27 protein-coding genes are annotated in these 22,808 nt (G+C 72.7%); 20 read left to right on the forward strand and 7 right to left on the reverse strand.

Translation table 11 applies throughout. From position 1 onward, the window contains the following. Window positions 1-123: 123 nt before the first annotated feature. The gene (locus tag ABD126_RS00315) at window positions 124-675 is read left to right on the forward strand and encodes a hemerythrin domain-containing protein (protein WP_343931486.1); all 552 of its coding nucleotides are present in this window, start codon (window positions 124-126) and stop codon (window positions 673-675) included. Then, window positions 675-1,283 carry a flavodoxin family protein gene (locus tag ABD126_RS00320; protein WP_343931487.1) on the forward strand — a complete coding sequence of 203 codons (609 nt, stop codon included), beginning with the start codon at window positions 675-677 and terminating at the stop codon, window positions 1,281-1,283. Before ABD126_RS00315 ends, ABD126_RS00320 begins: the two co-directional genes overlap by 1 nt. Window positions 1,284-1,670: 387 nt before the next feature. On the opposite strand, the gene ABD126_RS00325 is transcribed toward ABD126_RS00320, so the two are convergent. Next, the gene (locus ABD126_RS00325; protein ID WP_343932168.1) at window positions 1,671-2,462 is read right to left on the reverse strand and encodes a ZIP family metal transporter; all 792 of its coding nucleotides are present in this window, start codon (window positions 2,460-2,462) and stop codon (window positions 1,671-1,673) included. On the opposite strand from ABD126_RS00325, the gene ABD126_RS00330 reads away from it, so the two are divergent. Continuing rightward, complete coding sequence (locus tag ABD126_RS00330; protein ID WP_343931488.1) at window positions 2,461-3,465, forward strand: NAD-dependent epimerase/dehydratase family protein; 1,005 nt, start codon at window positions 2,461-2,463, stop codon at window positions 3,463-3,465. The two genes, ABD126_RS00325 and ABD126_RS00330, sit on opposite strands and share 2 nt — an antisense overlap. Here the strand turns inward: ABD126_RS00330 and ABD126_RS00335 are convergent. Further along, the gene (locus tag ABD126_RS00335) at window positions 3,462-3,701 is read right to left on the reverse strand and encodes a DUF6480 family protein (RefSeq protein WP_343931489.1); all 240 of its coding nucleotides are present in this window, start codon (window positions 3,699-3,701) and stop codon (window positions 3,462-3,464) included. The genes ABD126_RS00330 and ABD126_RS00335 overlap by 4 nt on opposite strands. A gap of 59 nt (window positions 3,702-3,760) precedes the next feature. On the opposite strand from ABD126_RS00335, the gene ABD126_RS00340 reads away from it, so the two are divergent. The 4 genes from ABD126_RS00340 to ABD126_RS00355 are packed head-to-tail and all read left to right on the forward strand — an operon-like array spanning window position 3,761 to window position 5,810. Continuing rightward, window positions 3,761-4,324 (forward strand): nucleotidyltransferase family protein, encoded by a 564-nt coding sequence (locus ABD126_RS00340; protein ID WP_343931490.1) that lies wholly within the window; start codon window positions 3,761-3,763, stop codon window positions 4,322-4,324. Then, complete coding sequence (locus tag ABD126_RS00345; protein ID WP_343931491.1) at window positions 4,314-4,562, forward strand: BON domain-containing protein; 249 nt, start codon at window positions 4,314-4,316, stop codon at window positions 4,560-4,562. Before ABD126_RS00340 ends, ABD126_RS00345 begins: the two co-directional genes overlap by 11 nt. Next, complete coding sequence (locus tag ABD126_RS00350; protein ID WP_343931493.1) at window positions 4,559-5,296, forward strand: metallophosphoesterase family protein; 738 nt, start codon at window positions 4,559-4,561, stop codon at window positions 5,294-5,296. Before ABD126_RS00345 ends, ABD126_RS00350 begins: the two co-directional genes overlap by 4 nt. Then, the gene (locus ABD126_RS00355) at window positions 5,289-5,810 is read left to right on the forward strand and encodes a hypothetical protein (RefSeq protein ID WP_343931495.1); all 522 of its coding nucleotides are present in this window, start codon (window positions 5,289-5,291) and stop codon (window positions 5,808-5,810) included. The genes ABD126_RS00350 and ABD126_RS00355 overlap by 8 nt, the downstream gene beginning before the upstream one ends. A gap of 158 nt (window positions 5,811-5,968) precedes the next feature. On the opposite strand, the gene ABD126_RS00360 is transcribed toward ABD126_RS00355, so the two are convergent. Further along, on the reverse strand, window positions 5,969-6,487 hold the full coding sequence (locus ABD126_RS00360; RefSeq protein WP_343931496.1) for an SRPBCC family protein: 519 nt from the start codon (window positions 6,485-6,487) through the stop codon (window positions 5,969-5,971). Window positions 6,488-6,640: 153 nt separating this feature from the next. Here ABD126_RS00360 and ABD126_RS00365 point away from each other — a divergent pair, with 153 nt between their 5' ends. The 11 genes from ABD126_RS00365 (at window position 6,641) to ABD126_RS00415 (ending at window position 17,476) form a co-directional block, all read left to right on the forward strand. Beyond that, on the forward strand, window positions 6,641-7,135 hold the full coding sequence (locus ABD126_RS00365) for a D-glycero-alpha-D-manno-heptose-1,7-bisphosphate 7-phosphatase (RefSeq protein WP_343931497.1): 495 nt from the start codon (window positions 6,641-6,643) through the stop codon (window positions 7,133-7,135). Continuing rightward, entirely contained in the window at window positions 7,132-8,136 is a 1,005-nt protein-coding gene (locus ABD126_RS00370) for a glycosyltransferase family 9 protein (RefSeq protein WP_343931498.1), read from the forward strand. The genes ABD126_RS00365 and ABD126_RS00370 overlap by 4 nt, the downstream gene beginning before the upstream one ends. Next, window positions 8,133-9,011, forward strand: a complete 879-nt coding sequence (locus ABD126_RS00375) for a glycosyltransferase (protein ID WP_343931499.1) — start codon at window positions 8,133-8,135, stop codon at window positions 9,009-9,011. Before ABD126_RS00370 ends, ABD126_RS00375 begins: the two co-directional genes overlap by 4 nt. Further along, window positions 9,008-10,222 (forward strand): glycosyltransferase, encoded by a 1,215-nt coding sequence (locus tag ABD126_RS00380; protein ID WP_343931501.1) that lies wholly within the window; start codon window positions 9,008-9,010, stop codon window positions 10,220-10,222. The genes ABD126_RS00375 and ABD126_RS00380 overlap by 4 nt, the downstream gene beginning before the upstream one ends. After that, complete coding sequence (locus ABD126_RS00385; RefSeq protein WP_425542711.1) at window positions 10,219-10,794, forward strand: D-sedoheptulose-7-phosphate isomerase; 576 nt, start codon at window positions 10,219-10,221, stop codon at window positions 10,792-10,794. Before ABD126_RS00380 ends, ABD126_RS00385 begins: the two co-directional genes overlap by 4 nt. Continuing rightward, on the forward strand, window positions 10,791-12,074 hold the full coding sequence (gene rfaE2, locus ABD126_RS00390; RefSeq protein WP_343931502.1) for a D-glycero-beta-D-manno-heptose 1-phosphate adenylyltransferase: 1,284 nt from the start codon (window positions 10,791-10,793) through the stop codon (window positions 12,072-12,074). Before ABD126_RS00385 ends, rfaE2 begins: the two co-directional genes overlap by 4 nt. Window positions 12,075-12,077: 3 nt before the next feature. Further along, window positions 12,078-12,758: an SDR family oxidoreductase gene (locus ABD126_RS00395; RefSeq protein ID WP_343931503.1), complete on the forward strand. Its 681-nt coding sequence runs from the start codon at window positions 12,078-12,080 to the stop codon at window positions 12,756-12,758. Then, window positions 12,749-13,930: a cytochrome P450 gene (locus tag ABD126_RS00400; RefSeq protein WP_343931504.1), complete on the forward strand. Its 1,182-nt coding sequence runs from the start codon at window positions 12,749-12,751 to the stop codon at window positions 13,928-13,930. The genes ABD126_RS00395 and ABD126_RS00400 overlap by 10 nt, the downstream gene beginning before the upstream one ends. 2 nt (window positions 13,931-13,932) lie before the next feature. Continuing rightward, window positions 13,933-15,408 carry an aminotransferase class I/II-fold pyridoxal phosphate-dependent enzyme gene (locus tag ABD126_RS00405; RefSeq protein ID WP_486374847.1) on the forward strand — a complete coding sequence of 492 codons (1,476 nt, stop codon included), beginning with the start codon at window positions 13,933-13,935 and terminating at the stop codon, window positions 15,406-15,408. A 19-nt stretch (window positions 15,409-15,427) separates the two neighbouring features. After that, complete coding sequence (locus ABD126_RS00410) at window positions 15,428-15,919, forward strand: DUF6328 family protein (protein ID WP_343932171.1); 492 nt, start codon at window positions 15,428-15,430, stop codon at window positions 15,917-15,919. Window positions 15,920-16,048: 129 nt separating this feature from the next. Continuing rightward, window positions 16,049-17,476, forward strand: a complete 1,428-nt coding sequence (locus tag ABD126_RS00415; RefSeq protein WP_343931506.1) for a GGDEF domain-containing protein — start codon at window positions 16,049-16,051, stop codon at window positions 17,474-17,476. Window positions 17,477-17,552: 76 nt separating this feature from the next. Here the strand turns inward: ABD126_RS00415 and ABD126_RS00420 are convergent, their stop codons facing one another. The 3 genes from ABD126_RS00420 to ABD126_RS00430 form a co-directional block, all read right to left on the reverse strand. Continuing rightward, the gene (locus tag ABD126_RS00420) at window positions 17,553-18,227 is read right to left on the reverse strand and encodes a DUF6766 family protein (RefSeq protein ID WP_343931507.1); all 675 of its coding nucleotides are present in this window, start codon (window positions 18,225-18,227) and stop codon (window positions 17,553-17,555) included. A gap of 82 nt (window positions 18,228-18,309) precedes the next feature. Continuing rightward, window positions 18,310-18,663: a hypothetical protein gene (locus ABD126_RS00425; RefSeq protein WP_343931508.1), complete on the reverse strand. Its 354-nt coding sequence runs from the start codon at window positions 18,661-18,663 to the stop codon at window positions 18,310-18,312. Window positions 18,664-18,680: 17 nt separating this feature from the next. Further along, complete coding sequence (locus tag ABD126_RS00430) at window positions 18,681-19,859, reverse strand: zinc-dependent alcohol dehydrogenase (protein WP_343931509.1); 1,179 nt, start codon at window positions 19,857-19,859, stop codon at window positions 18,681-18,683. An 87-nt stretch (window positions 19,860-19,946) separates the two neighbouring features. Here ABD126_RS00430 and ABD126_RS00435 point away from each other — a divergent pair, with 87 nt between their 5' ends. Then, complete coding sequence (locus ABD126_RS00435; protein ID WP_343931510.1) at window positions 19,947-20,768, forward strand: SDR family oxidoreductase; 822 nt, start codon at window positions 19,947-19,949, stop codon at window positions 20,766-20,768. A 192-nt stretch (window positions 20,769-20,960) separates the two neighbouring features. Here ABD126_RS00435 and ABD126_RS00440 read toward each other — a convergent pair whose 3' ends face one another. Beyond that, the gene (locus ABD126_RS00440; protein WP_343931511.1) at window positions 20,961-21,356 is read right to left on the reverse strand and encodes a ChaB family protein; all 396 of its coding nucleotides are present in this window, start codon (window positions 21,354-21,356) and stop codon (window positions 20,961-20,963) included. Between the two features lie 48 nt (window positions 21,357-21,404). Between ABD126_RS00440 and ABD126_RS00445 the strand changes: the two genes are divergently transcribed. Further along, window positions 21,405-22,784: an aldehyde dehydrogenase family protein gene (locus ABD126_RS00445; protein ID WP_343931513.1), complete on the forward strand. Its 1,380-nt coding sequence runs from the start codon at window positions 21,405-21,407 to the stop codon at window positions 22,782-22,784. Window positions 22,785-22,808: the final 24 nt, after the last annotated feature.

Raw genomic sequence — 22,808 nt, forward strand, 5'->3', positions numbered from 1 at the left:
GGGTGGGCGGCGTTGCGGGTGGGCGGCGTCTGCGGGTGAGCGGCGTTGCGGTGGGCGGCCGGTGTCCTTCGGGGTGCCGGCCGTCGCCGGTTCGGTGGTGCGTTCGTGGGTAACCCACCGTGCATGAACGACCAAGAAGACGTGATCGCACTGCTCGTCCGCCAGCACGGCGAGATCCGCGCCCTGTTCGACGAGGTCGAGACCGCCCACGGGGACAAGCGCAAGGACGCGTTCCGCCGGCTGGTCCGGCTGCTCGCGGTGCACGAGACGGCGGAGGAGGAGATCGTGCACCCCGCCGCCCGGCGCGGCGAGGGCGGCGACGCCGTCGTGGACGCCCGCGTGGCCGAGGAGCGGCGGGCCAAGGAGCTGCTCACCACGCTGGACGAGATCGGACCGGACGCCGAGGGCTTCGACACCCTGCTCGCCCAGCTGCGCGACGACGTGCTCGCGCACGCCAACCACGAGGAGCAGGAGGAGTTCCCGCGCCTGCGCGCCGAGTACGACGGCGACCGGCTGCGGGCGCTGGCCAAGGCCGTGCGGGCGGCGGAGAAGATCGCACCGACCCGGCCGCACCCCGGCATCGAGTCCCCCGCGGCGAACATGCTGCTCGGCCCGCCCGTGGCGCTGATGGACCGGGCGCGCGACCTGATCCGCGCGGCGCTCGGGAGGTCGTGATGCGGGCGGTCGTGCTGCACTGCACGTTGAAGAAGTCGCCCGAGCGGTCGAACACCGAGCTGCTGTCGGCGGTGGTGGAGAACGCCCTGCGGGAGCGCGGGGTGGACGTTCACCCGATCCGGGTAGTGGACCGGAACGTGCCACCGGGGGTTGTCACCGACCTGGGTGACGGCGACGAGTGGCCCGCGATCCACGAGGAGCTGCTGCGGTCGGAGATCCTGGTCGTGGCGACGCCGACGTGGGTGGGCCGGCCGTCGTCGGTGGCGCAGCGCGTGCTGGAGCGGATGGACGCCATGATCTCGGAGAAGGACGACGAGGGCCGGCCGGTGGCGTACAACAGGGTGGCGGGCGTGGTGGTGACCGGGAACGAGGACGGGGCGCACCACGTGATCAGCGAGGTGTCGGGGGCGTTGCTCGACATCGGGTACACGGTGCCGGGGCAGGCTTGGACGTATTGGAACATGGGGCCTGGGCCGGGGCCTTCCTTTGCGGACACCGATCACGGGCATGAGTGGTCGGTGTCTACGGGGAAGGCTATGGCGTCGAATCTGTATGCGGCGGCTGAGGCGTTGGCGAAGAATCCGATTCCGGCTCCGGCTGGGGGATGAGCGCTGGGGTGGGGCGCGTTCTCAAGCGCGGAGCGCGTTCGAGCTTGCGAGCGCGGAGCGCGTTGCGTTTGGACCCGCGAAGCGGGGGCTTGAGCGGTGAAGCGTGAGTTCAAAGCTTAAAAGAGCCTCGCCGGCGGGCGAGCCACCGAAGATGGACACAACTGCCAAGGCGGGGGCTTCTTGCTTGTGTCATCTCCGCATGGCCCGGCAAAGCCGACCACATTTTTGACCGGGTGCCGCTAAAATTTTGCTCGTTCCTCACAAAATTTCGGCCGCACCCGGTCAAAAATGTGGTAGCCCTTCGGGCGGGCCATACGGAGATGACACAAGCAAGAAGCCCGGGTCGGGGTGTGTCCCCTCCGGTGGACTGCCGCGCTTGGCGGGTGGTCATGTGTGGGAGAGGGCGAAGGCGGTTAGGAAGCCGGCTACGGTGGACAGGCCTACCAGTAGGTGTGCGTCTTCGAAGGCTTCCGGGATCATGGTGTCGGCGATCATGGACAGGATTGCCCCGCCGGCGAACGCCGTGATGCCGGCCAGCCAGGTTGGGTCGGCCTGCGTTAGCAGTGCGTTTCCCAGGAGGGCCGACAGGCCGCTGATCAATGCGATTGCGGTCCACAGGCCGAATACGTATGTTTTGCTGCGGTGAGCCTGGCGCATGCCGGCTGCGCTGGAGAGGCCTTCTGGGACGTTGCTGATGAAGACCGCCGCTACCGTCACCGCGCTTACTCCGCCGCCGCCGATCATGCTTGCGCCGATGACTACCGATTCGGGGATTCCGTCCAGCAGTGCGCCGATGGCGATTGCTGTGCCTGAACCGGCTTGTTCGGATTCGCTGGGCTGCTTTCCCGAGCGTTTGCGGTGGCGGGCGCCTCGGCTTGCCAGGTAGGCGTTCGCGGCGGTGTAGACGGCCGCGCCGGCTGCCGCGCCGCCCGCGGTGGGGAGCAGGCCGCCCAGGTTGTGGGCCTCGGCTATCAGGTCGAACGCCACCGCCGACATCAGCACGCCGCTGCCGAAGCCCATCACGGTCGCGATGACCCCGCGCGGCACCCTTGCCAGGTAGCCGACCAGTGCCCCGACCAGCAACGCCGAACCGGCCACCAGTCCCCACCCCGCCGCTGCGAACACCCGTGCCCTCCCGTGGGTTGCGCCCGGCTCCCGCGTGGGTAACCGGTCCGGCATGAGGATCGTCGTCACGGGCGCCACCGGCAACGTGGGCACCGCCCTGCTGCGCAGGCTCGCCGAAGAACCGGACACGACCGTGCACGGCGTCTCCCGCCGGCCGCCGGACCCCGAGCCGCCCTACGACATCGACTGGACCCCGGTGGACCTGTCCAAGCCGGGAGCCGAGGAGCCGATGGCCGAGGTGCTGCGCGGGGCGGACGCGGTGGTGCACCTGGCGTGGAAGATCCAGCCCAGTCACGACGAGCCGGAGATGTTCCGGACGAACGTCGCCGGGAGTGACCGGGTGTTCCGGGCCGCTGTGAAGGCCGGTGTGCCGCACCTGGTGCACATGTCGTCGGTTGGCGCTTATTCGCCGGCGGTCAAGGACGGGCTGAAGGACGAGAGTTGGCCTACCGATGGCGTTTCGTCGTCTTACTACAGTCGGCACAAGGCGGCTGTGGAGCACCAGTTGGACCGGATCGAGCGTGAGCATCCGACGTTGACGGTCACCCGGGTGCGGCCGGCGTTGATCCTCCAGCCGGATGCGGCTACCGAGATCAAGCGCTATTTCCTGGGGCCGTTCGTGCCGCGCGTGCTGTTCAGAGCCGGGGTGCCGGTCCTGCCGTTGCCCAGGAATTTCGTGCTCCAGTTCGTGCACAGCGACGACGTGGCGGACGCGTTGGCGCTGGTGTTGCGGAAGAAGCTGCCGGGGGCGGTGAACCTCGCGTCCGAGCCTGTGGTGACACCTCAGGTGTTGGCGGAGGTCATGAAGGCGAAGCACGTGCCGATCCCGCCTGTGGTCCTGCGCACGGCGGCTCGGGTCAGTTGGCTGGCCCGGTTGCAGCCGACCTCGCACGGGTGGGTGGACCTGGCGCTGACCGCGCCCCTGTTGGACGTGAGCCGGGCCCGCGACGAGCTGGGGTGGACGCCCCGGCACAACGCCCGCACCGTGCTGGCCGAGCTGTTCGGCGGGTTGGGCCGGGGCGAGGGCGTGCCGGCCAGCCCGCCGCTCAAGCCCTAGAACAGGTTCGCCCAGCCCATGATCTGGCCGACGATGAACCCCACCACCATCACCGTCATGATCAACACGATGACCAGGGCGATGATGTTGCGGGCGCGCGAGGGCTGGGGCTCGTGGTGGGTCAGGCCCGAGGTGGTCGAACCGGAGTCCGGAGGGGTGTCGCCCGGCGCCACGCCGCCGCCCGGTTCGAGGCCGGGGGTGGTGGCCGGGTCTGGGTCGGGAGGGGTCGCAGTCATGCGCCTCGGGTACCCGTGCGGAGCCGTGTGAAGCCTTGTCGCTCGGGGTAGTCAGGACCATGAGCGGCGTTCAGGACGAGTTGTTGCGCACTTTGACCAAGGTGGCGAAGGTGCTGCGCGAGCAGCAGATCCCGTTCGCGTTGTCCGGTGGTTGCGCGGTGTACGCGCGGGGCGGGCCGGCGACTGAGCACGATGTGGACATCCTGGTGCGGGAGGAGGACGCCAAGCCCGCCGTGAGCGCGTTGGTCGCCGCCGGGATGAGAGCGGCCGACGCCCCGGAGGACTGGCTGCTCAAGGTCTACGACGGCGACTCGCTGGTGGACCTGCTCTTCCGCCCGAACGAGGTGCCGGTCACCGACGACACGCTGGGGCGGGCCGAGGAGCTGGCCGTCGGCTCGGTGACGTTGCCGGTGATGCCCGCGACCGAAGTGATGATCAGCAAGCTGCTCGTGCTGGACGGCCACCGCTGCGACTTCAGCGAGCTGCTGCCGTTCGCGCGGGCGCTGCGCGAGCAGATCGACTGGCGGCGCGTCCGCGAGGCCACCGCCCATTCCCCGTACGCGGAGGCGTTCCTCGTGCTGATCGAGCGCCTCGGGATCACAGGAGCCCCTGATGACCGCTGAGCAGTACCTCGCGGCCCGGCTGCGCCGGGCGTTGGCCGAAGACCCGCGGACCACCGAGCTGGGCGTGCGGGTGACCGTGCGCGGCGACCACGTGCTGCTGTCCGGCGACGTGGCGTGCGCCGAGCGGCGCGCCGAGCTGGAGGCGGTGATCCACGACGTCGCGCCGGAGCTGACCGTGCTGGACGACGTGAAGGTCACGCCGGTCGGTGAACCCGAGGGCAGGGAGGAGTTGCGATGATCCGCGTCGCCGCGGTCGGGGACGTGCACCTCGGCGAGGACGCGCGCGGGCGGTTGCGGCCCGCGCTGGAGAAGGTCGGCGAGCACGCCGACGTGCTGCTGCTCGCGGGCGACCTGACCCGGCACGGGACCGTGTCGGAGGCCCGGGTCGTGGCCGACGAGTTCCAGGACCTCCCGGTGCCGGTGGTGGCGGTGCTGGGCAACCACGACCACCACGACGACAAGCCCGTGGAGGTCACGCAGGTGCTGCGCGACGCCGGGCTCATCGTGCTGGAGGGCGACTCCGTGACCATTCCCGTCGACGGGCACACCCTCGGCGTGGCCGGGGTGAAGGGCTTCGGCGGCGGGTTCGCGGGCAAGTGCGGCAGCGCCTTCGGCGAGCGGGAGATGAAGGCGTTCATCCAGCACACCAGCGAGATCGCCGCGTCGCTGGAGCACGCGCTCGGCGAGTTGGACACGGACGTGAAGGTGGCGTTGACGCACTACGCGCCGGTGCCGGACACGTTGCGCGGCGAGCCGCCGGAGATCTACCCGTTCCTCGGCTCCTACCTGCTGGGCGAGGCCATCGACAACACCGGCACCCACCTCGCGGTGCACGGGCACGCCCACTTCGGCGTCGAGCACGGCATGACCCCGGGCGGGGTGCGGGTGCGCAACGTGGCGCAGCCGATCATCCGCTCCGCCTTCACCGTCTACTGCGTGGAACCGGCCGCGCTGGAGGTGTCGCATGGGTGAGACCAGGACCAAGGGGCCGTCCGCGGTGTGGGCGGGTCCCGTCGACGCGCCCGCCGTGGTCGTGCTGGACCCGTCGGGGGCCGCGCCGCACGGCGAGCTGCCCGCGACGTGGCGCCCGCTGACCGACCACCTCCAGGTGATGTGGTGCCGGCTGCCCGCGGCCGACGAGCCCTGGCAGGAGGTGGACGAGGTCCTGGCGGAGTTCCGCGACCGGGACGTGCCCGTGCACCTGGTGGCGGGCGCGGCGGCCGGCGCGCGGGTCGGTGACCTGGCCAACCGGCACGAGGGCGTGGTCAAGTCGGTGCAGACCTTCGCCGCGCCCCTGCCCCTGGGTCACCCGGACGTGGTGCTCGCGGTGGTCGGGCGGCTGCTGGCGCAGGACGTGCACCCCAGGGAGGAGGACGACGCCGGCATCGACATCGCGCGCGGCAGCGGGCCGTCGCTGCTGGGTGACGCGGCGTCGGCGCTGTGGCAGTCGGTGAACCAGGTGTTCGAGCGCCTCAAGAGGGGCTGAAACCCGCACGAAGAAGGGGCGACCTCCGAGGAGGTCGCCCCTTTCGCGGGGAGCCTGTGGTTTCAAGCTCCGCGGTGGTGTTCGGCGGGCGGACGGGGGGCGGGGGATGGGCGGGTGCGCCCAGCTCCGTCTCCGCGGCCCCCGCGCCGCCCGCGTGCTCATCGGATCGGGTCGCCCGGCAACCCGCCGTCGGGCAGGTCGTGGCGCGTCTCCCCGGCCTGCGGCGGCCGGCTCACGTCGCCCCGCCACGCACCGGTCTCGGTGCCGCGGCGCTCGATGAACTCCTTGAACCGCTTCAGGTCACCGGAGATGCGCGTCTGCACGACCCCGATGGCCGTGCCCGCCTTCTCGGTGAGCGTCTGCGGGTCGTACTCCATCTGCAGGTGCACCCGGGTGTGCCGGTCGTCGAGCCGGTGGAAGGTCACCACGCCGCCCTGCGGGGGGCCGTCGACGGTGTGCCAGGCCACGCGCTCGTCGGGGTGCTGCTCGGTGATCTCGGCGTCGAACTCCCGTTGCACACCACCGATCTTGGTCACCCAGTGGGTGCGGGTGGCGGTCACCTGGTCGATGCGCTCGACACCTTCCATGAACTCCGGGAACGACTCGAACTGGGTCCACTGGTTGTACGCGGTCTGCACTGGTACCTCGACGTCCACGGACTTCTCGATCGTCGTCACAGGAAACAACCTCTCCTCTGGTCGACTGCCCTCCTGGGCTACCCACGGGGGCCGCGCCCCACACATGGGTGACAGTGAGTAGCGCTTCTCCGAGAAGTGTTTGCGAGCCGGCTCACCGGCTAACTCTCCTCTGTGGACCAGTACCCCCAGGCCGTGCTGTTCGACCGCGACGGCACGCTAGTTCGAGATGTGCCGTACAACGGTGACCCGGCACGCGTTTCGCTCATGCCGGGAGCCGTGGAAACGGTGCGTGAGCTGCGCGCACGCGGTGTGAAGACGGGCGTGGTGAGCAACCAGTCCGGCATCGGCCGCGGGCTGCTCACCCGCGAGCAGGTGGCCTCGGTCAACGCGCGGGTGGAGGAGCTGCTGGGCCGTTTCGGCACGTGGCAGATCTGCCCGCACCACCCGGACGAGGGGTGCGAGTGCCGCAAACCCAAACCCGGCCTGGTGATCGCCGCGTGCGCCGCGCTGGACGTCGATCCGTCACGGACGGTGGTCATCGGCGACATCGGCGCGGACGTGGACGCGGCGCGGGCGGCGGGCGCGCGGTCGGTGCTGGTCCCGACGGAACGGACGTTGCGGGAGGAAGTCGATCGTGCTCCTTGCACGGCAACGGATCTGGTCTCGGCGCTGGCGGTGATCCGATGAACGGTCCACAGAGGACGTTGGTGGCCCGGTTGGACAGCGACGGGGACGTGCTGCTGGCCGGCCCGGCGATCCGCGCGGCGGCGGCGTCCGGCGAGGTCGTCCTGCTGTGCGGGCACAAGGGCGGGCAGGCGGCGGAGTTGCTGCCGGGGGTTCGTCGGATCATCCGCTGGGACTGCCCGTGGATCGCCGCGCCCGCGCCCGAGGTGCGCGCGCCGGACATCGAAGGTCTGGTGGCGTTGTTGAAGGGCGTGCGCGCGGACGTCGCCCTGATCCTGACTTCGTTCCACCAGAGCCCGTTGCCGCTGGCGTTGCTGCTGCGGCTGGCGGGCGTGCCGCGGATCGTGGCGCGGTCGGTGGACTACCCGGGGTCGCTGCTGGACGTCCGGCTGCGCGACGACCCGGACATCCCGGAGGCGAGCCGGGCGCTGGGCGTGGCGCGCGCGGCCGGGTTCGAGCTGCCGCCCGGCGACGACGGCCGGCTCGCGGTGCTGCCGCCGCCGGAGTCGCCGTTCCCGCCGCCGTACGTCGTGGTGCACCCCGGCGCGTCGGTGCCCGCGCGGGCCTGGTCGCCGGAGCGGTGCAGGGCGGCGGTGGAGGCGTTGTGCGAGGCGGGCCACCGGGTCGTGGTGACCGGCGGTCCCGCCGAGACCGAGCTGACCGCGCACGTCGCCGGCGCGCACGGCCTGGACCTGGGCGGGCGCACGACGTTCGCCGAGCTGTCCGGGGTGCTCGCCGCGGCGGACGCGGTGGTGGTGGGCAACACCGGTCCGGCGCACCTCGCGGTCGCCGTCGGCACGCCGGTGGTGTCGTTGTTCGCGCCCGTCGTGCCCGCCGCCCGGTGGGCGCCGCACGGGCCGCATGTCCTGTTGGGCGACCAACGCGCGGCGTGCGCGGGGACGCGGGCGCGGGAGTGCCCGGTGCCCGGCCACCCGTGCCTGGACCGGGTGACGCCCGGCCACGTGGTCGCCGCCGTGCAGCAACTGGTGGGGGTGCGGGCGTGAAGGTCCTGGTGTGGCACGTGCACGGGTCGTGGGCGAACGCGTTCGTCCGGGGCGGCCACGAGTACCTGGTCCCCGGGCCGCCGCACGGCAAGGGCCTGCTGGGGCGGGACTGGCCGGCGGCGCGCGAGGTGGACCTGTCCGAAGTGGACGCCGATGTCGCGGTCGTGCAGGAGGTCGAGCAACTGGCGTTGGTGCCCAAGGGGATCCCGGTGATCTACCTGGAGCACAACACGCCCGCCAAGCCCAACCTGAAGCACCCCATGGCCGACTGGCCGGGCCTTCTGGTCCACGTCACCCATTTCAACGACCTCATGTGGGACTGCGGCACCACGCGGACCACGGTGGTCGAGCACGGCGTGGTGGACCCCGGCCACCTCTACACCGGTGAACTGCCGCACTCCGCCGTTGTGGTGAACGACCCGGTTCGGCGGGGCCGCGTGGTGGGTACCGACCTGTTGGCGCGGTTCGCGGCGGTGGCGCCGCTGGACGTGTTCGGCATGGGCACCGAGGAACTCGGCGAGTGGGGACGCGGTGACCACCCGCTGGACGTGTTGCACCGCGAGGTGGCCAGGCGCCGGCTCTACCTGCACCCGGTGCGGTGGACGTCGCTGGGCCTGTCGTTGATCGAGGCGATGCACCTGGGCATGCCCGTCGTGGCGCTCGCGTGCACCGAGGTGGTCCGCGCCGTGCCGCCCGAGGCGGGCGTGGTGTCCACCGACGTCGCGGAACTCGAACGCGGCGTGGCCGAGCTGGTGGCCGATCCGGCGTTGGCCCGCGAGAAGGGCAAGCAGGCCAGGGAGTTCGCCCTGGCCAGGTACGGCCTCGACGCGTTCCTGCGTGGTTGGGACCGGTTGTTGGCGGAGGTGAGTCGATGAAGATCGCGATGGTGTCCGAGCACGCCGGCCCGTTGGCGGCGTTGGGCGGGGTGGACGCGGGCGGGCAGAACGTGCACGTGGCGTCGCTGTCCGCCGCGTTGGTCGCCCAGGGGCACGAGGTGGCCGTCTACACCCGCCGCGACAGCCCCGACCTGCCCGAGGTCGTGCGCACCGAACAGGGCTACGACGTGGTCCACGTGCCGGCCGGACCGCCCGGTCAGGTGCCCAAGGACGAGCTCCTGCCGCACATGGGCGAGTTCGCCAGGTACCTGCGGGCGCGCTGGGAGTTCGACGCGCCCGACGTCGTGCACGGGCACTTCTGGATGTCCGGCCTGGCCTCCGTGCTGGCCACCCGCGGCCTGGGCGTCCCGGTCGTGCAGACCTTCCACGCCCTGGGCACGGTCAAGCGCCGCCACCAGGGCGGCGCCGACACCAGCCCGGTGGAGCGGATCGCCACCGAGCGGCTCGTCGGCCGCGAGGTGACGCGGATCGCGGCCACCTGCGGGGACGAGGTGTTCGAGCTGCTGCGGATGGGCGTTCCCCGGTCCCGGATCACCGTCGTGCCCTGCGGCGTGGACCCGAAGCTGTTCCGGCCCGAGGGTCCGCGCGACCGGCGGGCGCTGCCGCACCGGATCGTCACCGTCGGCCGGCTGGTGCCGCGCAAGGGCTTCGCGGACGTGATCACCGCGCTGCGGTCGCTGCCCGACACCGAGCTGGTCGTGGCGGGCGGGTCGGCGGACATGGCGGCCGACCCGGAGGCGCTGCGGCTGCTGGAGCACGCCCGCGAGATGGGCGTGCGGGACCGGGTGCGGTTCATCGGCCAGGTGTCGCGCACGGCGATGCCGTCGCTGCTGCGCTCGGCCGACCTGGTGGTGTGCGTGCCGTGGTACGAGCCGTTCGGGATCGTGCCGCTGGAGGCGATGGCGTGCGGCGTGCCGGTCGTGGCCTCCGCGGTGGGCGGGCTGACCGACACCGTCGTGGACGACGTGACCGGGTGCCTGGTGCCGCCGCGCGACCCGGTGGCGCTGGCGCGGGCCGTGCGGTCGCTGCTGGCCGACCAGGGCCGGCGGGAGGCGTTCGGCCTGGCCGGCACCGACCGGGTGCACGCCCGCTACACGTGGGACCGCGTCGCGGCGGACACCGCGCGCGTCTACGAACGGGCGGGCGCCGGGGTGCCGGCCGACATCGCCGTGGGAGGTGGCGCGAAGTGAGCGTCGAGCAGCACTTGCGCGGGCTGGCGGAGACGCTGGCCGGGTTGGAGGCACAGGCCTCGCGGGTCACCCGCTGGGGTTCGCTGCTGGCCCGGCGGCTGACCGCCGGCGGGCGGCTGCTCGCGGCGGGCAACGGCGGGTCCGCGGCCGAGGCGCAGCACCTGACCGCCGAGCTGGTCGGGCGCTTCCGCGACGACCGGCAGCCGTTCTCGGCGATCGCGCTGTGCGCGGAGTCCTCCAGCGTGACCGCGATCGGCAACGACTACGGCTACGACCAGGTGTTCGCCCGCCAGGTGACCGCCCACGCCCGCCCCGGCGACGTGGTGGTGCTGCTGTCCACCAGCGGCAAGAGCCCGAACCTGCTGGAGGCGGCGCACGCCGGCCGGCGCGCGGGAGCGGTGGTGTGGGCGCTGACCGGTCCCGCCCCCAACCCGCTCGCGGCGGTGGCCGACGAGGTGCTGGCGCTGCCGGGCGTCCCCGCCAACGTGCAGGAAGCCCAGCTGGTCGCGGTGCACGCGCTGTGCGAGGCGTTCGAGGCCGCGTTGCCGCTGTCCTCCCGGAGGGTGTCGTGAAGCTGGTCGTGGTCGGTGACAGCCTGCTGGACGTGGACGTGGAGGGCACGGCCGACCGGTTGTGCCCGGACGCCCCCGCGCCCGTGCTGGACGTGCGCGAGGAGCGCGTGCGGCCCGGCGGCGCGGGCCTGGCGGCGTCGCTGGCGCGGCGCGACGGCGTGGACGTCACGCTGGTGACGGCGGTGGCCGACGACGCCGACGGGTGGCGGCTGCGCGACGCGCTGGCCGACGTGCCCGCGGTGTTCGGGCACTCGCCCGCCGCCACCTCGGTCAAGACCCGGCTGCGCTGCGGCGGGCACTCGATCGCCCGCATGGACCGGGGCGGCGGGCGCGGCCGGCCCACCGCCACCGACGAGATGCTGGACGCGGTGCGCGCCGCGGACATGGTGCTGGTGTCGGACTACGGGCGCGGGCTGGCCTTCGACGGGCGGCTGCGCGAGGCGTTGGCGGGCAGGCCCGTCGTGTGGGACCCGCACCCGCGCGGGCCCGAGCCGACGCCGGGCGCGTGGCTGGTGACGCCCAACCACAGCGAGGCCTCGCGGTTCAGCGGCTGCGACGACCCCGAGGAGGCGGCCGACGCGCTGCGCCGGCGCTGGGGCGCCAAGGCGGTCGTGGTGACGCTGGGCGCGGACGGCGCGTTGCTGCACTTCGGCGGCACGCCCGTGGCCGTGCCCGCGCCGCCGGTGGCCGTGCTGGACCCGTGCGGAGCGGGGGACCGGTTCGCGGTGACCGCGGCGGCCCGGTTGATGCGCGGCGACGCGACCGACGACGCCGTGGCCGCCGCCGTGGCGTCCGCGGCTGACTTCCTGGCCGCCGGCGGCGCCTCCGGGTTCCACACCGTGCGCAGGTCCTCGGTGGACGCGACGCGGGCGCGGGGCGGCGTGGTGGTGGCCACCGGCGGGTGCTTCGACCTGCTGCACGCGGGCCACGTGCGGACCCTGGAGGCGGCGCGCGCGTTGGGCGACTGCCTGGTGGTGTGCCTGAACTCCGACGAGTCCGTGCGGCGGCTCAAGGGCCCGGACCGGCCGGTGACCAGGCAGCACGACCGCGCGGAGATCCTGCGCGCGCTGGAGTGCGTGGACGACGTGGTGATCTTCGACGAGGACACCCCGGAACGGGTGCTGGACCGGCTGCGGCCCGACATCTGGGTCAAGGGCGGCGACTACCGCGCCGAATCCCTGCCCGAGGCCGCGCTGGTGCGGTCCTGGGGCGGGCGGACCGTGGTGGTGCCGTACCACCAGGGGCGGTCCACGACCCGGCTACTGGCGAGGAGGGGCTAGGACATGGTGGGGCAGGTGTTGGTGACCGGCGGCGCGTCCGGGTTGGGCGCGGCCGTCGTGCACGCGGTGCGCGAAGCGGGCGGGCAGCCGCTCGTGCTGGACAAGGCGGCGCCCGCGTCGGACGAGGCGGTGGACTTCGAGTCGGTCGACCTGTCCGACACGCGGGCCGCCGAACGGGCGGTGCGCGACATCGCCGAGCGCAACGGCGGGCTGCGGGCCGTGGTGACCGCGGCGGGCACGGACGCGTGCGGCAAGCTCGTCGACGTGCCCGCGGCCGACTGGGAACGGGTGGTGCTGGTCAACCTGCTGGGCACCGCCGCGGTGGTGCGGGCGGCGTTGCCGTACCTGGAGGGCGGCCGGGTGGTGACGGTGGCCTCCACGCTGGGCATCAAGGCCGTCAGCGACGCGACCGCCTACTGCGCCTCGAAGTTCGGCGTGGTCGGGTTCACCCGGGCGCTGGCGGCCGAGACCGCCGGGCGCACCGGGGTGACGCTGGTCATCCCCGGTGGCATGAAGACCAGGTTCTTCGACGGCCGGGCCGAGCAGTACCGGCCGCCGGACGACGCCAAGCTCAACCCGCCCGAGCACGTGGCCGACGCGATCATGTTCGCGCTGCGCCAGCCCGCCGGGTGCGAGGTCCGGGAACTGGTCGTGGCGCACGAGGAGGAGGGGTCATGGCCGTAGCCTCCCGGTTGGACACCGGCAAGGCGTTCGCGAACGTCCTGCTGCCCACCCTGGCCAAGGGGGTGATCGTGCGGCGGCCGTCGAGCATGGCGCTGGCGGAGAAGGTGCAGGCCGACGCGATGGCCGTGCGCACGATGAAGGCGTTGCGGGACAAGTACGGGCCCGAGCCGCTGCGGCTGCGGGTGACCGGGCGCAGCGTCGCGCTGGTGCTCGACCCGGAGGACGTGGCCCGGCTGCTGGCCGACACGCCCGAGCCGTTCCACCCGGCCACCACCGAGAAGCGCGCGGCGCTCAACCACTTCCAGCCGCACGGGTCGCTGGCCACGCGCGGGCCGGAGCGGGAGAAGCGCAGGCGGTTCAACGACGTCGTGCTGCGGCCGGAGAAGCTCGACGTCGAGGCCGTGGTGCGCGACGAGGCGGACCTGTTGGTGCGGCACGTGATGAACACCGGCGTGCTGACGTGGGACGACTTCGCGCGGGTGTGGTGGCGGGTGGCGCGGCGCATCGTCCTCGGGGCCGGCGCGCGCGAGGACTCGGCGTTGACCGACGACCTGAAGACGTTGCGCGGCAACGCGAACTGGGCGTTCCTGCACCCGAAGCGCCGCGGGCTGCGCCGGCGGTTCGAGCGGCGGCTGCACGAGCACCTGGAGCGGTCCGAGCCCAACAGCCTGGCGTCGCTCGCGCCGGCCGACGACGTGGCCTCGCAGGCCCCGCACTGGCTGTTCGCCTTCGACGCGGCCGGGATCGTGACGATGCGGGCGCTGGCGATCGGCGCGTCGGGTCCGGCGGGCATCCTGGAGTCGGCGCGGCTGTGGCCGACCACTCCGGTGATCCTGCGGGAGAGCACCATCGCGACCCGCTGGCACGGGACGTGGCTGCCGGAGAACACGACGTTCATCGTGTTCGCGCCGTACTTCCACCGGTTCTACGGCGACACCTGCCGGCCCGAGCTGTGGCCGAACGAGGAGCCCGCGCTGGTGCCGTTCAGCGCCGGTCCGGGCGTGTGCCCGGGACGGGACCTGGTGCTGGTCAGCGCCGGGACCATGCTGGACACCCTGCGCGAGCACCTGGAGTTCGAGACGCTCGACCCGCCGTTCCCGGCGACGCTCAACCACTTCGCCCTGCGGCTGCGCGCGACCCGCAAGGGGGATGGCGGTTTGGAGGTGGTGTGACCGTGGCACACGGGCGTATGGACCACTCGAAAGCACCCGTGCTGGACGCCATCGCCGACTACCACCGGCGCGGACACGTCCCGTTCATCCCGCCGGGCCACAAGCAGGGCCGCGGCGTGGACCCGCGGGTGCTGGAGGTGCTGGGCAAGGACGTGTTCCGGTCGGACATCATCATGATGAACGGCCTGGACGACCGCATGATGAGCGGCGGCGTCCTGGCCGAGGCCGAGGAGCTGATGGCCGACGCCGTGGACGCGGACAAGGCGTTCTTCTCCACGTGCGGCAGCTCGCTGTCGGTGAAGACGTGCATCATCACCGTGGCCCGCCCGGGGCAGAAGCTGCTGGTGTCGCGCAACGCCCACAAGTCCGTCATCGCCGGGCTGATCATCAGCGGGGTGCAGCCGGTGTGGGTGCACCCGCGGTGGGACGCGTTCTGGGAGTGGTCCTACCCGCCCGCGCCCGACGACGTGGCGGAGGCGTTCTCGCGCGCGCCGGACGCGCAGGGGATGCTGCTCATCACGCCCACCGACTACGGGACGTGCGCGGCCATCAAGGAGACGGCCGCCGTGTGCCACTCCCACGACAAGCCGCTCATCGTGGACGAGGCGTGGGGCGCGCACCTGCCGTTCCACCCCGGTCTTCCGTCGTGGGCGATGGACGCCGACGCCGACCTGTGCGTGACCAGCGTGCACAAGATGGGCGCGGGTCTGGAGCAGGGCTCGGTGTACCACCTGCGGGGTGACCGGGTGGACCCGGACGTGCTGTCGCTGCGCGCGGACATCCTGGACACCACCAGCCCGTCCGCGCTGGTCTACGCGGGGCTGGACGGGTGGCGGCGGCAGATGGTCGAACACGGCGAGGAACTGCTGGACCGCACCCTGAAGCGGTGCGCCGAGGTGCGGGACCGGTTGCGCGGGTTGGTGACCGTGGTGGAGCGCGAGCACGTGGTCAGCCCGGACCGCGCCGACGACCACGACCCGTTGAAGATCGTGATGGACCTGTCCGAGCTGGGCATCTCCGGGTACACGGCCAACGAGTGGCTGCGCTCGGAGTGCGCCGTGGACGTGGGCCTGTCCGACCACCGGCGCATCGCGGCCCAGATCACCGTGGCCGACGACGACGAGACGGTGGAACGGCTGGTGACCGCCATCTCGGCGCTGGTGGAGCACTCGGGCGAGCTGCCGCGGGCCAAGCGGGTGGAGATCCCCGACCCGGGCGAGCTGGAGCTGGAACAGGCCGTGCTGCCCCGCGAGGCCCACTTCGCGACGGCCTCCCACGTGCCGGCCCGCGAGGCGGTCGGCCGGATCTGCGCGGAGACGCTGAGCCCGTACCCGCCGGGCGTGCCCGCCGCGCTGCCCGGCGAGGTGATCACCGAGGCGGTCGTGGACTACCTGCTCAGCGGCCACGAGGCGGGCATGTACCTGCCGGACCCCACCGACGCGTCGCTGACGACCATCAGGGTGGTTGACCAGCACTGATGCCGGGTATTCGGGGCGGGTGAGCGAAGCCGAACTCTCCGATCAGCGCAGATTGGCCCGCAACCTCAACGAGTTGCTGCAGGAACTGCGCGTGGCCCAGGCCGGCGTGCAGATCCTGTTCGGTTTCCTGCTGTCCATCGCGTTCACGGAACGCTACGCGTCAGCCGACCTCTACATCCGTTCGACGCACCTGATCACGGTGCTGTTCGCGGCGGGCGCGGTGGCGTTGCTGACCGCGCCCGCCGCGTGGCACCGGATCCTGTTCCGGCGCGGCCGGCGCGAGGACATCATCGAGGTGGCGAACCGCTTCGCCGTGAGCGGCCTGGCGTGCCTGGCGGTGGCGATGACCGGCACGATCCTGCTGCTGGCCGAGGTCATCGTGGGCGGCTGGCTGTCGATCGTGATGGGCGTGCTGGCGGCGGCGTTCTTCGGCACCCTGTGGTTCCTGCTGCCGTGGCGCGAACGCGGCCAGGACGACATCGAAGCCGCCGACGACGCCGACCTGGACTAGGCGACCCGGACCGGGCGGCCCGGACCGGTTGCGCCGTTCGGGGCCGTCCGGCGATCGGCCGGCCTGGTTCCGCCGCGCTCCCGTGATCGTTTCGCTACCGTCGGGGTGGCGTTGCGAAGGGGGCTTCGGGTGCGCGAGGGGATCGGGTTCCACCAGGCGGTGTTGGAGCGCGGGGACGCGGCGGTGCTGGTGCTCGGCGCGGACGACCTGGCCGTGCGGTGGGCCTCGCCCGCCGCGACGCGGTTGTTCGGGACGGCGTCCGGGGTGTTCCCCGACCTCGTGGCCCCGGAGGACGCCGCGTCCGTGGCGACGTTCCTCCAGGCCGCGTCGACCGGGGCGTCCCGCGGCACGTGCACGGTCCCCGTGGCGGGTTCGGCGGCGCGCAGCGTGGACCTGGTGGTCCGCGACCTGCGCGAGGACCCCGCGGTCGGCGGGCTGCTGGTCGTCGCCCTGGACGTGACCGGCTGGGCGGAACGGGCCGCGCGGCTGGGCGCGGCGCTGGACACCGACGCCCTCACCGGCCTGACCAGCCGGGCGGGCCTGCTGCCCCGGTTGGAGCAGGCGGTGCGCGGCGGACCGGGGCCGGCGCTGATGTTCCTCGACCTCGACGGGTTCAAGGACGTCAACAACCGCCTCGGCCACGGGGCCGGGGACCAGGTGCTGCGCCGGGTCGGCGAGCGCCTGGCGGAGGTGGTCACCGGGCGCGGGACGGCGGCCCGGTTCGGCGGTGACGAGTTCGTGGTGCTGCTGGACGGGACCGGTGAACCGGAGGCGCGCGCCGTGGCCGAGGAGGTCCTGGCGGCGATCGGGTCACCGTTCGAGGTCGCGGGCGAGCCGGTGCGCGTGACCGGGTCCGTGGGCGTCGTGGCGGTGCGCCGGGGGCACCGGGTGGAGGAACTGCTGCGCGACGCGGACGTCGCCATGTACCGGGCCAAGGCCGCCGGCCGGTCGCGCGCCGTGGTCTACCACGACGACCTGCGCGACTGGGCGCTCGCGCACAAGCTGGACCTGGACGGCCTGGCCGATGAGCTGGAACGGCTGCGCCGCGAGCGGGAGGCCCTGGTCGAGGCGGCGACCACCGACCAGCGGACCGGCCTGCCCAACGCGGCCACCTTCGACGCCGACCACGCCCGGCTCCACGGGTCCCCGCGACCGTACTGCCTGCTGATCGCCGACATCGACCTCTTCCACAGCTACAACACCCACTACCGCTACCTGGCCGGCCACGAGGCGCTGCGCCGGGTCGGCGCGGCCATCGCCGCCACCGTGCCGGGCCGGACCTACCGCTACGGCGGCGAGGAGTTCGCCGTCCTGCTGCCCCGAACCCGGCTCGCCGAGGCGACGGCGCTCGCCGAACGGGTCCGGGCGGCCGTGCGGGGGCTCGGCATCGAACACCGGGGCGACCCGAGCGGGGTGGTGACGGTGTCCGTGGGCGCGGTCGAGGTGGGCGAGGGCGCGACGGTCACCGACGCGGTGGAGGAGGCGAGCATCGCCCTCCTGGCGGCCAAGGACGCCGGCCGCGACCGCGTGGTCGCCCGGACCACCCCGTCGCGGTGACCGCCCCGTGCCCCCTGACTGCCTCGTCGCGGTGACCGCCCCGCCCCCTGACCGCCCCGGGCCCGGTGACCGCCGCTCAACCGGACTCGTCGGTCTTGTCGTGCGGCGCGCCGACCGGCTTGGACTCCGACGAACCGCGCTGCCGCAGGTACACGCTGAAGATCGCCATCGACCCGATCGCCAGGAACTCCGACTGCCAGTTCTGCAGCGACCGGTTCCAGAAGTCGGCCGACAGCACGTACTCCCACCAGCTCACCGGGTCCTGGAAGTCGATCAGCTGCTCGTTGTTGTAGGCGCTGCGCCCCGCGACCGACTGCGCGAGCCACGAGCCCAGGAACAGCACCAGCATCAGCAGGCCCAGCGAGTTGGAGTACAGGCGCGTCCGCCAGCCGCCGGCCCGCGCCCACGGTGGGGAACTCGGCTTCGCGTGCTCGCCCAGGTACTGCTGCTCGTCGGACTCCGGACCCAGCCGGTGGGCGGGCTTGGACTCGTTGGAACCGCGCTGCATCAGCCACACCGTGGCCAGGATGAACAGGAAGAACTGGAGGTACTCGGACTGCCAGTTCTCCGCCACGTCCACCGCGAAGTCCGACGAGAACACGTACTGCCACAGCCCGATCGGGTCGCCGCCGTCGACCAGCCGCCGGTTGTTCAGGTCCGCGTTGCCCGCGAACGCCTGCCCGGTCAGCGACCCGAGGAAGAGCAGGCCGAACGTGAGCGCCAGGCCGTTGTCGCGCAAGAACCTCTTCACAGCCCCATCACCCCGATGACGATGAAGCACGCCAACCCGGCCAGGACGCCGAGCAGGTAGGCGTAGAACATCCCGCGCTGCGTCACGGCCCACCCACCTCGCAGTCGTAGGGCCGGTCGGGCACGGTCTCGCACCCCGCGCCCGAAACGCGCCAGCCGGAGGACATCTCGCGCAGGAACAACGTGTCGCCGGAGGACGTGCGGACCTGTGCCGCGTCGCCCCACACGGCGATCTCCTCGACCGTCCCACCGGGAATGTCCACACTGGAACAATCCGCTCGCGCCCGTTCGGTGAGCAGGGAGCAGGCGCGCTCGCCGTCACCGGAAGACGCCGCGGCCAGGAACTCCTCGGCCGCGCCGCGCACCACGTCCGCGCTGCTGGAACCGCACCCGCTCACCACGACGGCCGTGGCCAGCACGCCCAACCACCGCACCATGCGCGGACGATAGCGCCTCATGGCGTGAGCAGCACTTTGACGGCGTTGTCCCGCTTCTGCTGGAAGATCTCGTACCCGTGCGGCGCTTGTTCGAGCGGCAGGTGGTGGGTGGCGAAGTCCTCGGTGCCCAGCGGGTCGCCGTCGGTCAGCAACGGCAGGATCTCCGGCACCCAGCGCCACACGTTCGCCTGGCCCATCCGCAGCTGGACCTGCTTGTCGAACAGGGTCAGCATCGGCATCGGGTCGGCCATGCCGCCGTACACGCCGACGACGGAGATCGTCCCGCCGCGCCGGACCAGGTCGATCGCCAGGCGCAGCGCGTGCAGCCGGTCGACGCCCGCGGTCTTCATGAACCGGGCCGCGATGGCGTCCGGCAGGAGCCCCACCGCCTGGTGGGCGAGCTTCGCGACGGGCGCGCCGTGCGCCTCCATGCCGACCGCGTCGATGACGGCGTCCGGGCCGCGCCCGTCGGTCAGGTCCTTGACGTGGTCGACCAGGTGGCTGTCGCGGACGTTCATCACGGTCACGCCGCGCTGCCGCGCCCGCGCCATCCGCTCGGGGACCAGGTCGATGCCGATGACGTTGGCGACGCCCATCTGCCGCGCCACCCGGCACGCCATGTCGCCGATCGGCCCGAGCCCGAGCACGACGAGGCTGCCGCCCTCCTTGACGTCGGCGTACTCGACCGCCTGCCACGCCGTGGGCAGCACGTCGGACAGGTACACGAACCGGTCGTCCGGCGGGCCCTCCGGCACCTTGATGGGCAGCGTGTTGCCGAACGGCACCCGCAGGTACTCGGCCTGCCCGCCGGGCACCTGCCCGTAGAGCTTGGTGTAGCCGAACAGCGCCGCGCCGGTGCCCTGCTCGCGGACCTGGGTGGTCTCGCACTGCGACTGGAGGCCCTGCCCGCACATGAAGCACGAGCCGCAGGAGATGTTGAACGGGACCACCACCCGGTCGCCCGGTTTCACCGCGGTGACCTGCGCGCCGACCTCCTCGACCACACCCATCGGCTCGTGCCCGAGGATGTCGCCTTCGTCGATGAACGGACCCATCACCTCGTAAAGGTGCAGGTCAGAGCCGCAGATGCCGCTGGAGGTGACGCGGACGATGACGTCGGTCGGCTCTTTGAGGATGGGGTCGGGGACTTCGTCCACGCGCACGTCCCGCTTGCCGTGCCAGGTGACGGCCTTCATGGTTGGTCTCTCCCTTCGACCTGCCTTGTCCCCTGCTGCGTTCCCGTCACGGTGTGTCGCAAACCCGGGCGCGGGTACCCGCCGGACATGGGCACACCACTCCCGCAGGACCGCAGGGGCGCGCCGCTGCGCGCCATCGTGACCGGGTCGGACTCGGGTATCGGCGAGGCGATCGCCGTGGCCCTGGCCGGCGGCGGCGCCGACGTGGGCATCACCTGGCACACCGACGAGCAGGGCGCCTCCGACACCGCCGCGAAGGTCCGCGACCTGGGGGTCCGGGCCGCCGTCCGGCGCCTGGACCTGTCCGACCTGCCGGCCGCCGCGTCGGTGGTGGACGAGCTGGCCGAGGAGCTGGGCGGCGTGGACGTGCTGGTGAACAACGCCGGCACCGGTTCCGCGACCAAGGCGATGGACATGGATTTCGCCACCTGGCGGCACGTGCTGTCGGTGGACCTGGACGGCGCGTTCCTGTGCTCGCAGCGCGCGGCGCGGCACATGATCGAGGCGGGCAAGGGCGGGCGGATCATCAACATCACGTCGGTGCACGAGCACGCGCCCCGGGTCGGTTCGGCCCCTTATTGCGCGGCGAAGGCCGGTTTGGGCGCGTTGACGAAGGTGCTGGCGATGGAGCTGGCCGAGCACGACATCACGGTGAACTCGGTGGCGCCGGGCGAGATCTCGACCCCGATGACGGGCCAGGAGGACGTGGACCCGCGCACCCAGTCCAGGCCGGGCGTGCCGCTGGGCCGTCCGGGGCACGCGAAGGAGGTCGCGGCGGTGGTGGCGTTCCTGGCGACCCCGGCGGCCTCGTACGTGACCGGGGCGTCGTTCGTGGTGGACGGCGGCATGCTCCTCATGGGCCCGCAGGCGTCGGGCATGCTCACCGACACGAAGTGGCGCGAACCCTGACCCCGGCCGCCTGAGCCACTCCCACCCACCCAGCGGCCCCGCTGCCCCGCCCAACGGCCCCGCTGCGCACGCGAACCCGGCCACACCCGCTCCGCGCCCCCTCCTCATACACGGGACGCGCGAAGAGCCGAAAAGTGCCGGATCCTGCATGTCACTCGATCGGGTGACACCCAGAACCCGGCCGGCCCGCCCTCAGGAACGGGCCTTCGCGGTCTTGCGGTTGTTCGCCTTTCGGATCGCCTCCACCAGCTCCTGCTTCGTCATGCTCGACCGGCCGGGCACGTCCAGGCGCTTGGCCACGTCGTACAGGTGCTGCTTGCTCGCGTTCGCGTCGACGCCGCCGGCCGTCTTGCCCTGCCGCGGCGTGCTGCGCGCGGCCTGCTTGTCCGACGGGCCCTTGTGGTCCTTGGGTTCCCAGTGGTCGCCTACCTTCTCGAAGGAGTGCTTCAGCGCCGAGAACGCGGTCCGGTGGGCGCGTTCGCCCTCGCCGTAGGTCTCCACCGCCGAGTCGTGCGCCTTGATCCACGTCCGCTGCGCCTTCTTCGGCGAACGGGCGACCGTGCTGGGCAGTTCCTTGCGTCCGGGCATGGGTCCTCCCTGGGTGTTTCCCCGTGGTCGGTCGGGTACCCGGTCGCCATGACGGACATGCGTGACCTCGACATCCGCAGCCCCCGCGACGGCCGGTCGATCGGCCACCTCCCCACCGCCACCGAGGAGGAGGTCGCGGGCGCAGTCCTCACCGCCCGCCAGGTCCAGCCGGGCTGGGCCGCCACGCCGGCCGCCGAGCGCGGGGCGGCCCTGCGCCAGGGGGCGGGGGTGTTGCGCACGCACGCGGACGAGCTGGCGAAGGTCCTGGAGCAGGAGACCGGCCGGCCGGTCGAGTCGGCGCGCGAAGGGGTGCTCGCCGGCGTGTCCACGCTGGAGCAGTACGCCGAGCTGGGACCGGTCCACCGTGGACGGTCGCTGCTCGGCTCCTGGGACGCCACCGACTTCATGGTGCCCGAACCGCGCGGCGTGGTCGTGGCGCTCACCCCGTGGAACGACCCGGTCGCCGTCGCCTGCGGACTGCTCGGCGCGGCGCTGGTCACCGGCAACGCCGTGGTCCACAAGCCCAGCGAACGCTGCCCCCACACGGGCCTGCTCATGGGCACCCTGATGGCCGAGGCCTTCCCGGACGGCGTCCTGCAGACCCTGACCGGCGACGGCGCGGTGGGCGCACGCCTGGCCGCCGACCACCACGTGGACGTCGTCGCCCACGTCGGCGGCACCGCCACCGGCCGGTCGATCCTCGCCGCCACCGCCCGCACCGGAGCCAAGGCGCTGCTGGAGAACGGCGGCAACGACGCGCTCGTCGTGGACGCCGACGTGGACCCCGGGTGGGCGGCGGCGCAGGCCGCGCTGGGCGCGTTCACCAACGCCGGCCAGCTGTGCACGTCCGTCGAACGGATCTTCGTCCACGAGGCGATCGCCGACGAGTTCCTCCACGCCCTCGTGGGCGAGGCGCGCAACTGGGTGGCGCAGCCGCTGGTGGACGTCGAGCACCGCGGGCTCGTGCACGCCCACGTCGCCGAAGCGGTCGCCGACGGGGCCGAGGTGCTGATCGGCGGCGAGGTGCCGGACGGGCCGGGCGCGTACTACCCGGCGACCGTCCTCACCCGCTGCACCCCGAGCATGCGCGTCATGCGCCAGGAGACGTTCGGCCCGGTCGCCCCGGTCCGCGTGGTCGGCTCGTTCGAGGAAGGGCTCGCCGAAGCCGTCGTGGACGAGCACGGCCTGGCCGCGACCGTCCTCACCGGCTCGATGGCGCACGCGCAACAGGCCTGGCGGACGCTGCCCGTCGGCACGGTCAAGGTCAACGCGGTGTTCGGCGGCGCGCCCGGCGGCGCGGCGCAGCCCCGGCGCATGTCCGGCACCGGCTTCGGGTACGGCCCGGAGCTGCTGGACGAGATGACGTCGATGAAGGTCGTGCACCTGGGCCAGTTCCAGCCCCGTCGCAAGGTGTCCACCGGCTCGTAAATCCGCGTGCGCACGACCGCCGCG

The sequence above is a fragment of the Saccharothrix mutabilis subsp. mutabilis genome, from assembly GCF_039521145.1.
Taxonomy (GTDB): domain Bacteria; phylum Actinomycetota; class Actinomycetes; order Mycobacteriales; family Pseudonocardiaceae; genus Actinosynnema; species Actinosynnema mutabilis.

What these genes read in the sequence shown, in the direction of transcription:
- ABD126_RS00320 (WP_343931487.1), top strand. Translation starts at nt 675, where the DNA reads ATGCGGGCGGTCGTGCTGCACTGCACGTTGAAGAAGTCGCCCGAGCGG.
- ABD126_RS00340 (WP_343931490.1), top strand. Translation starts at nt 3,761, where the DNA reads ATGAGCGGCGTTCAGGACGAGTTGTTGCGCACTTTGACCAAGGTGGCG.
- ABD126_RS00345 (WP_343931491.1), top strand. Translation starts at nt 4,314, where the DNA reads ATGACCGCTGAGCAGTACCTCGCGGCCCGGCTGCGCCGGGCGTTGGCC.
- ABD126_RS00380 (WP_343931501.1), top strand. Translation starts at nt 9,008, where the DNA reads ATGAAGATCGCGATGGTGTCCGAGCACGCCGGCCCGTTGGCGGCGTTG.
- ABD126_RS00430 (WP_343931509.1), bottom strand. Translation starts at nt 19,859, where the DNA reads ATGAAGGCCGTCACCTGGCACGGCAAGCGGGACGTGCGCGTGGACGAA.
- ABD126_RS00315 (WP_343931486.1), top strand. Translation starts at nt 124, where the DNA reads ATGAACGACCAAGAAGACGTGATCGCACTGCTCGTCCGCCAGCACGGC.
- ABD126_RS00355 (WP_343931495.1), top strand. Translation starts at nt 5,289, where the DNA reads ATGGGTGAGACCAGGACCAAGGGGCCGTCCGCGGTGTGGGCGGGTCCC.
- ABD126_RS00330 (WP_343931488.1), top strand. Translation starts at nt 2,461, where the DNA reads ATGAGGATCGTCGTCACGGGCGCCACCGGCAACGTGGGCACCGCCCTG.
- ABD126_RS00400 (WP_343931504.1), top strand. Translation starts at nt 12,749, where the DNA reads ATGGCCGTAGCCTCCCGGTTGGACACCGGCAAGGCGTTCGCGAACGTC.
- ABD126_RS00350 (WP_343931493.1), top strand. Translation starts at nt 4,559, where the DNA reads ATGATCCGCGTCGCCGCGGTCGGGGACGTGCACCTCGGCGAGGACGCG.
- ABD126_RS00370 (WP_343931498.1), top strand. Translation starts at nt 7,132, where the DNA reads ATGAACGGTCCACAGAGGACGTTGGTGGCCCGGTTGGACAGCGACGGG.
- ABD126_RS00440 (WP_343931511.1), bottom strand. Translation starts at nt 21,356, where the DNA reads ATGCCCGGACGCAAGGAACTGCCCAGCACGGTCGCCCGTTCGCCGAAG.
- ABD126_RS00335 (WP_343931489.1), bottom strand. Translation starts at nt 3,701, where the DNA reads ATGACTGCGACCCCTCCCGACCCAGACCCGGCCACCACCCCCGGCCTC.
- ABD126_RS00435 (WP_343931510.1), top strand. Translation starts at nt 19,947, where the DNA reads ATGGGCACACCACTCCCGCAGGACCGCAGGGGCGCGCCGCTGCGCGCC.
- ABD126_RS00445 (WP_343931513.1), top strand. Translation starts at nt 21,405, where the DNA reads ATGACGGACATGCGTGACCTCGACATCCGCAGCCCCCGCGACGGCCGG.
- ABD126_RS00425 (WP_343931508.1), bottom strand. Translation starts at nt 18,663, where the DNA reads ATGGTGCGGTGGTTGGGCGTGCTGGCCACGGCCGTCGTGGTGAGCGGG.
- ABD126_RS00325 (WP_343932168.1), bottom strand. Translation starts at nt 2,462, where the DNA reads ATGCCGGACCGGTTACCCACGCGGGAGCCGGGCGCAACCCACGGGAGG.
- ABD126_RS00395 (WP_343931503.1), top strand. Translation starts at nt 12,078, where the DNA reads ATGGTGGGGCAGGTGTTGGTGACCGGCGGCGCGTCCGGGTTGGGCGCG.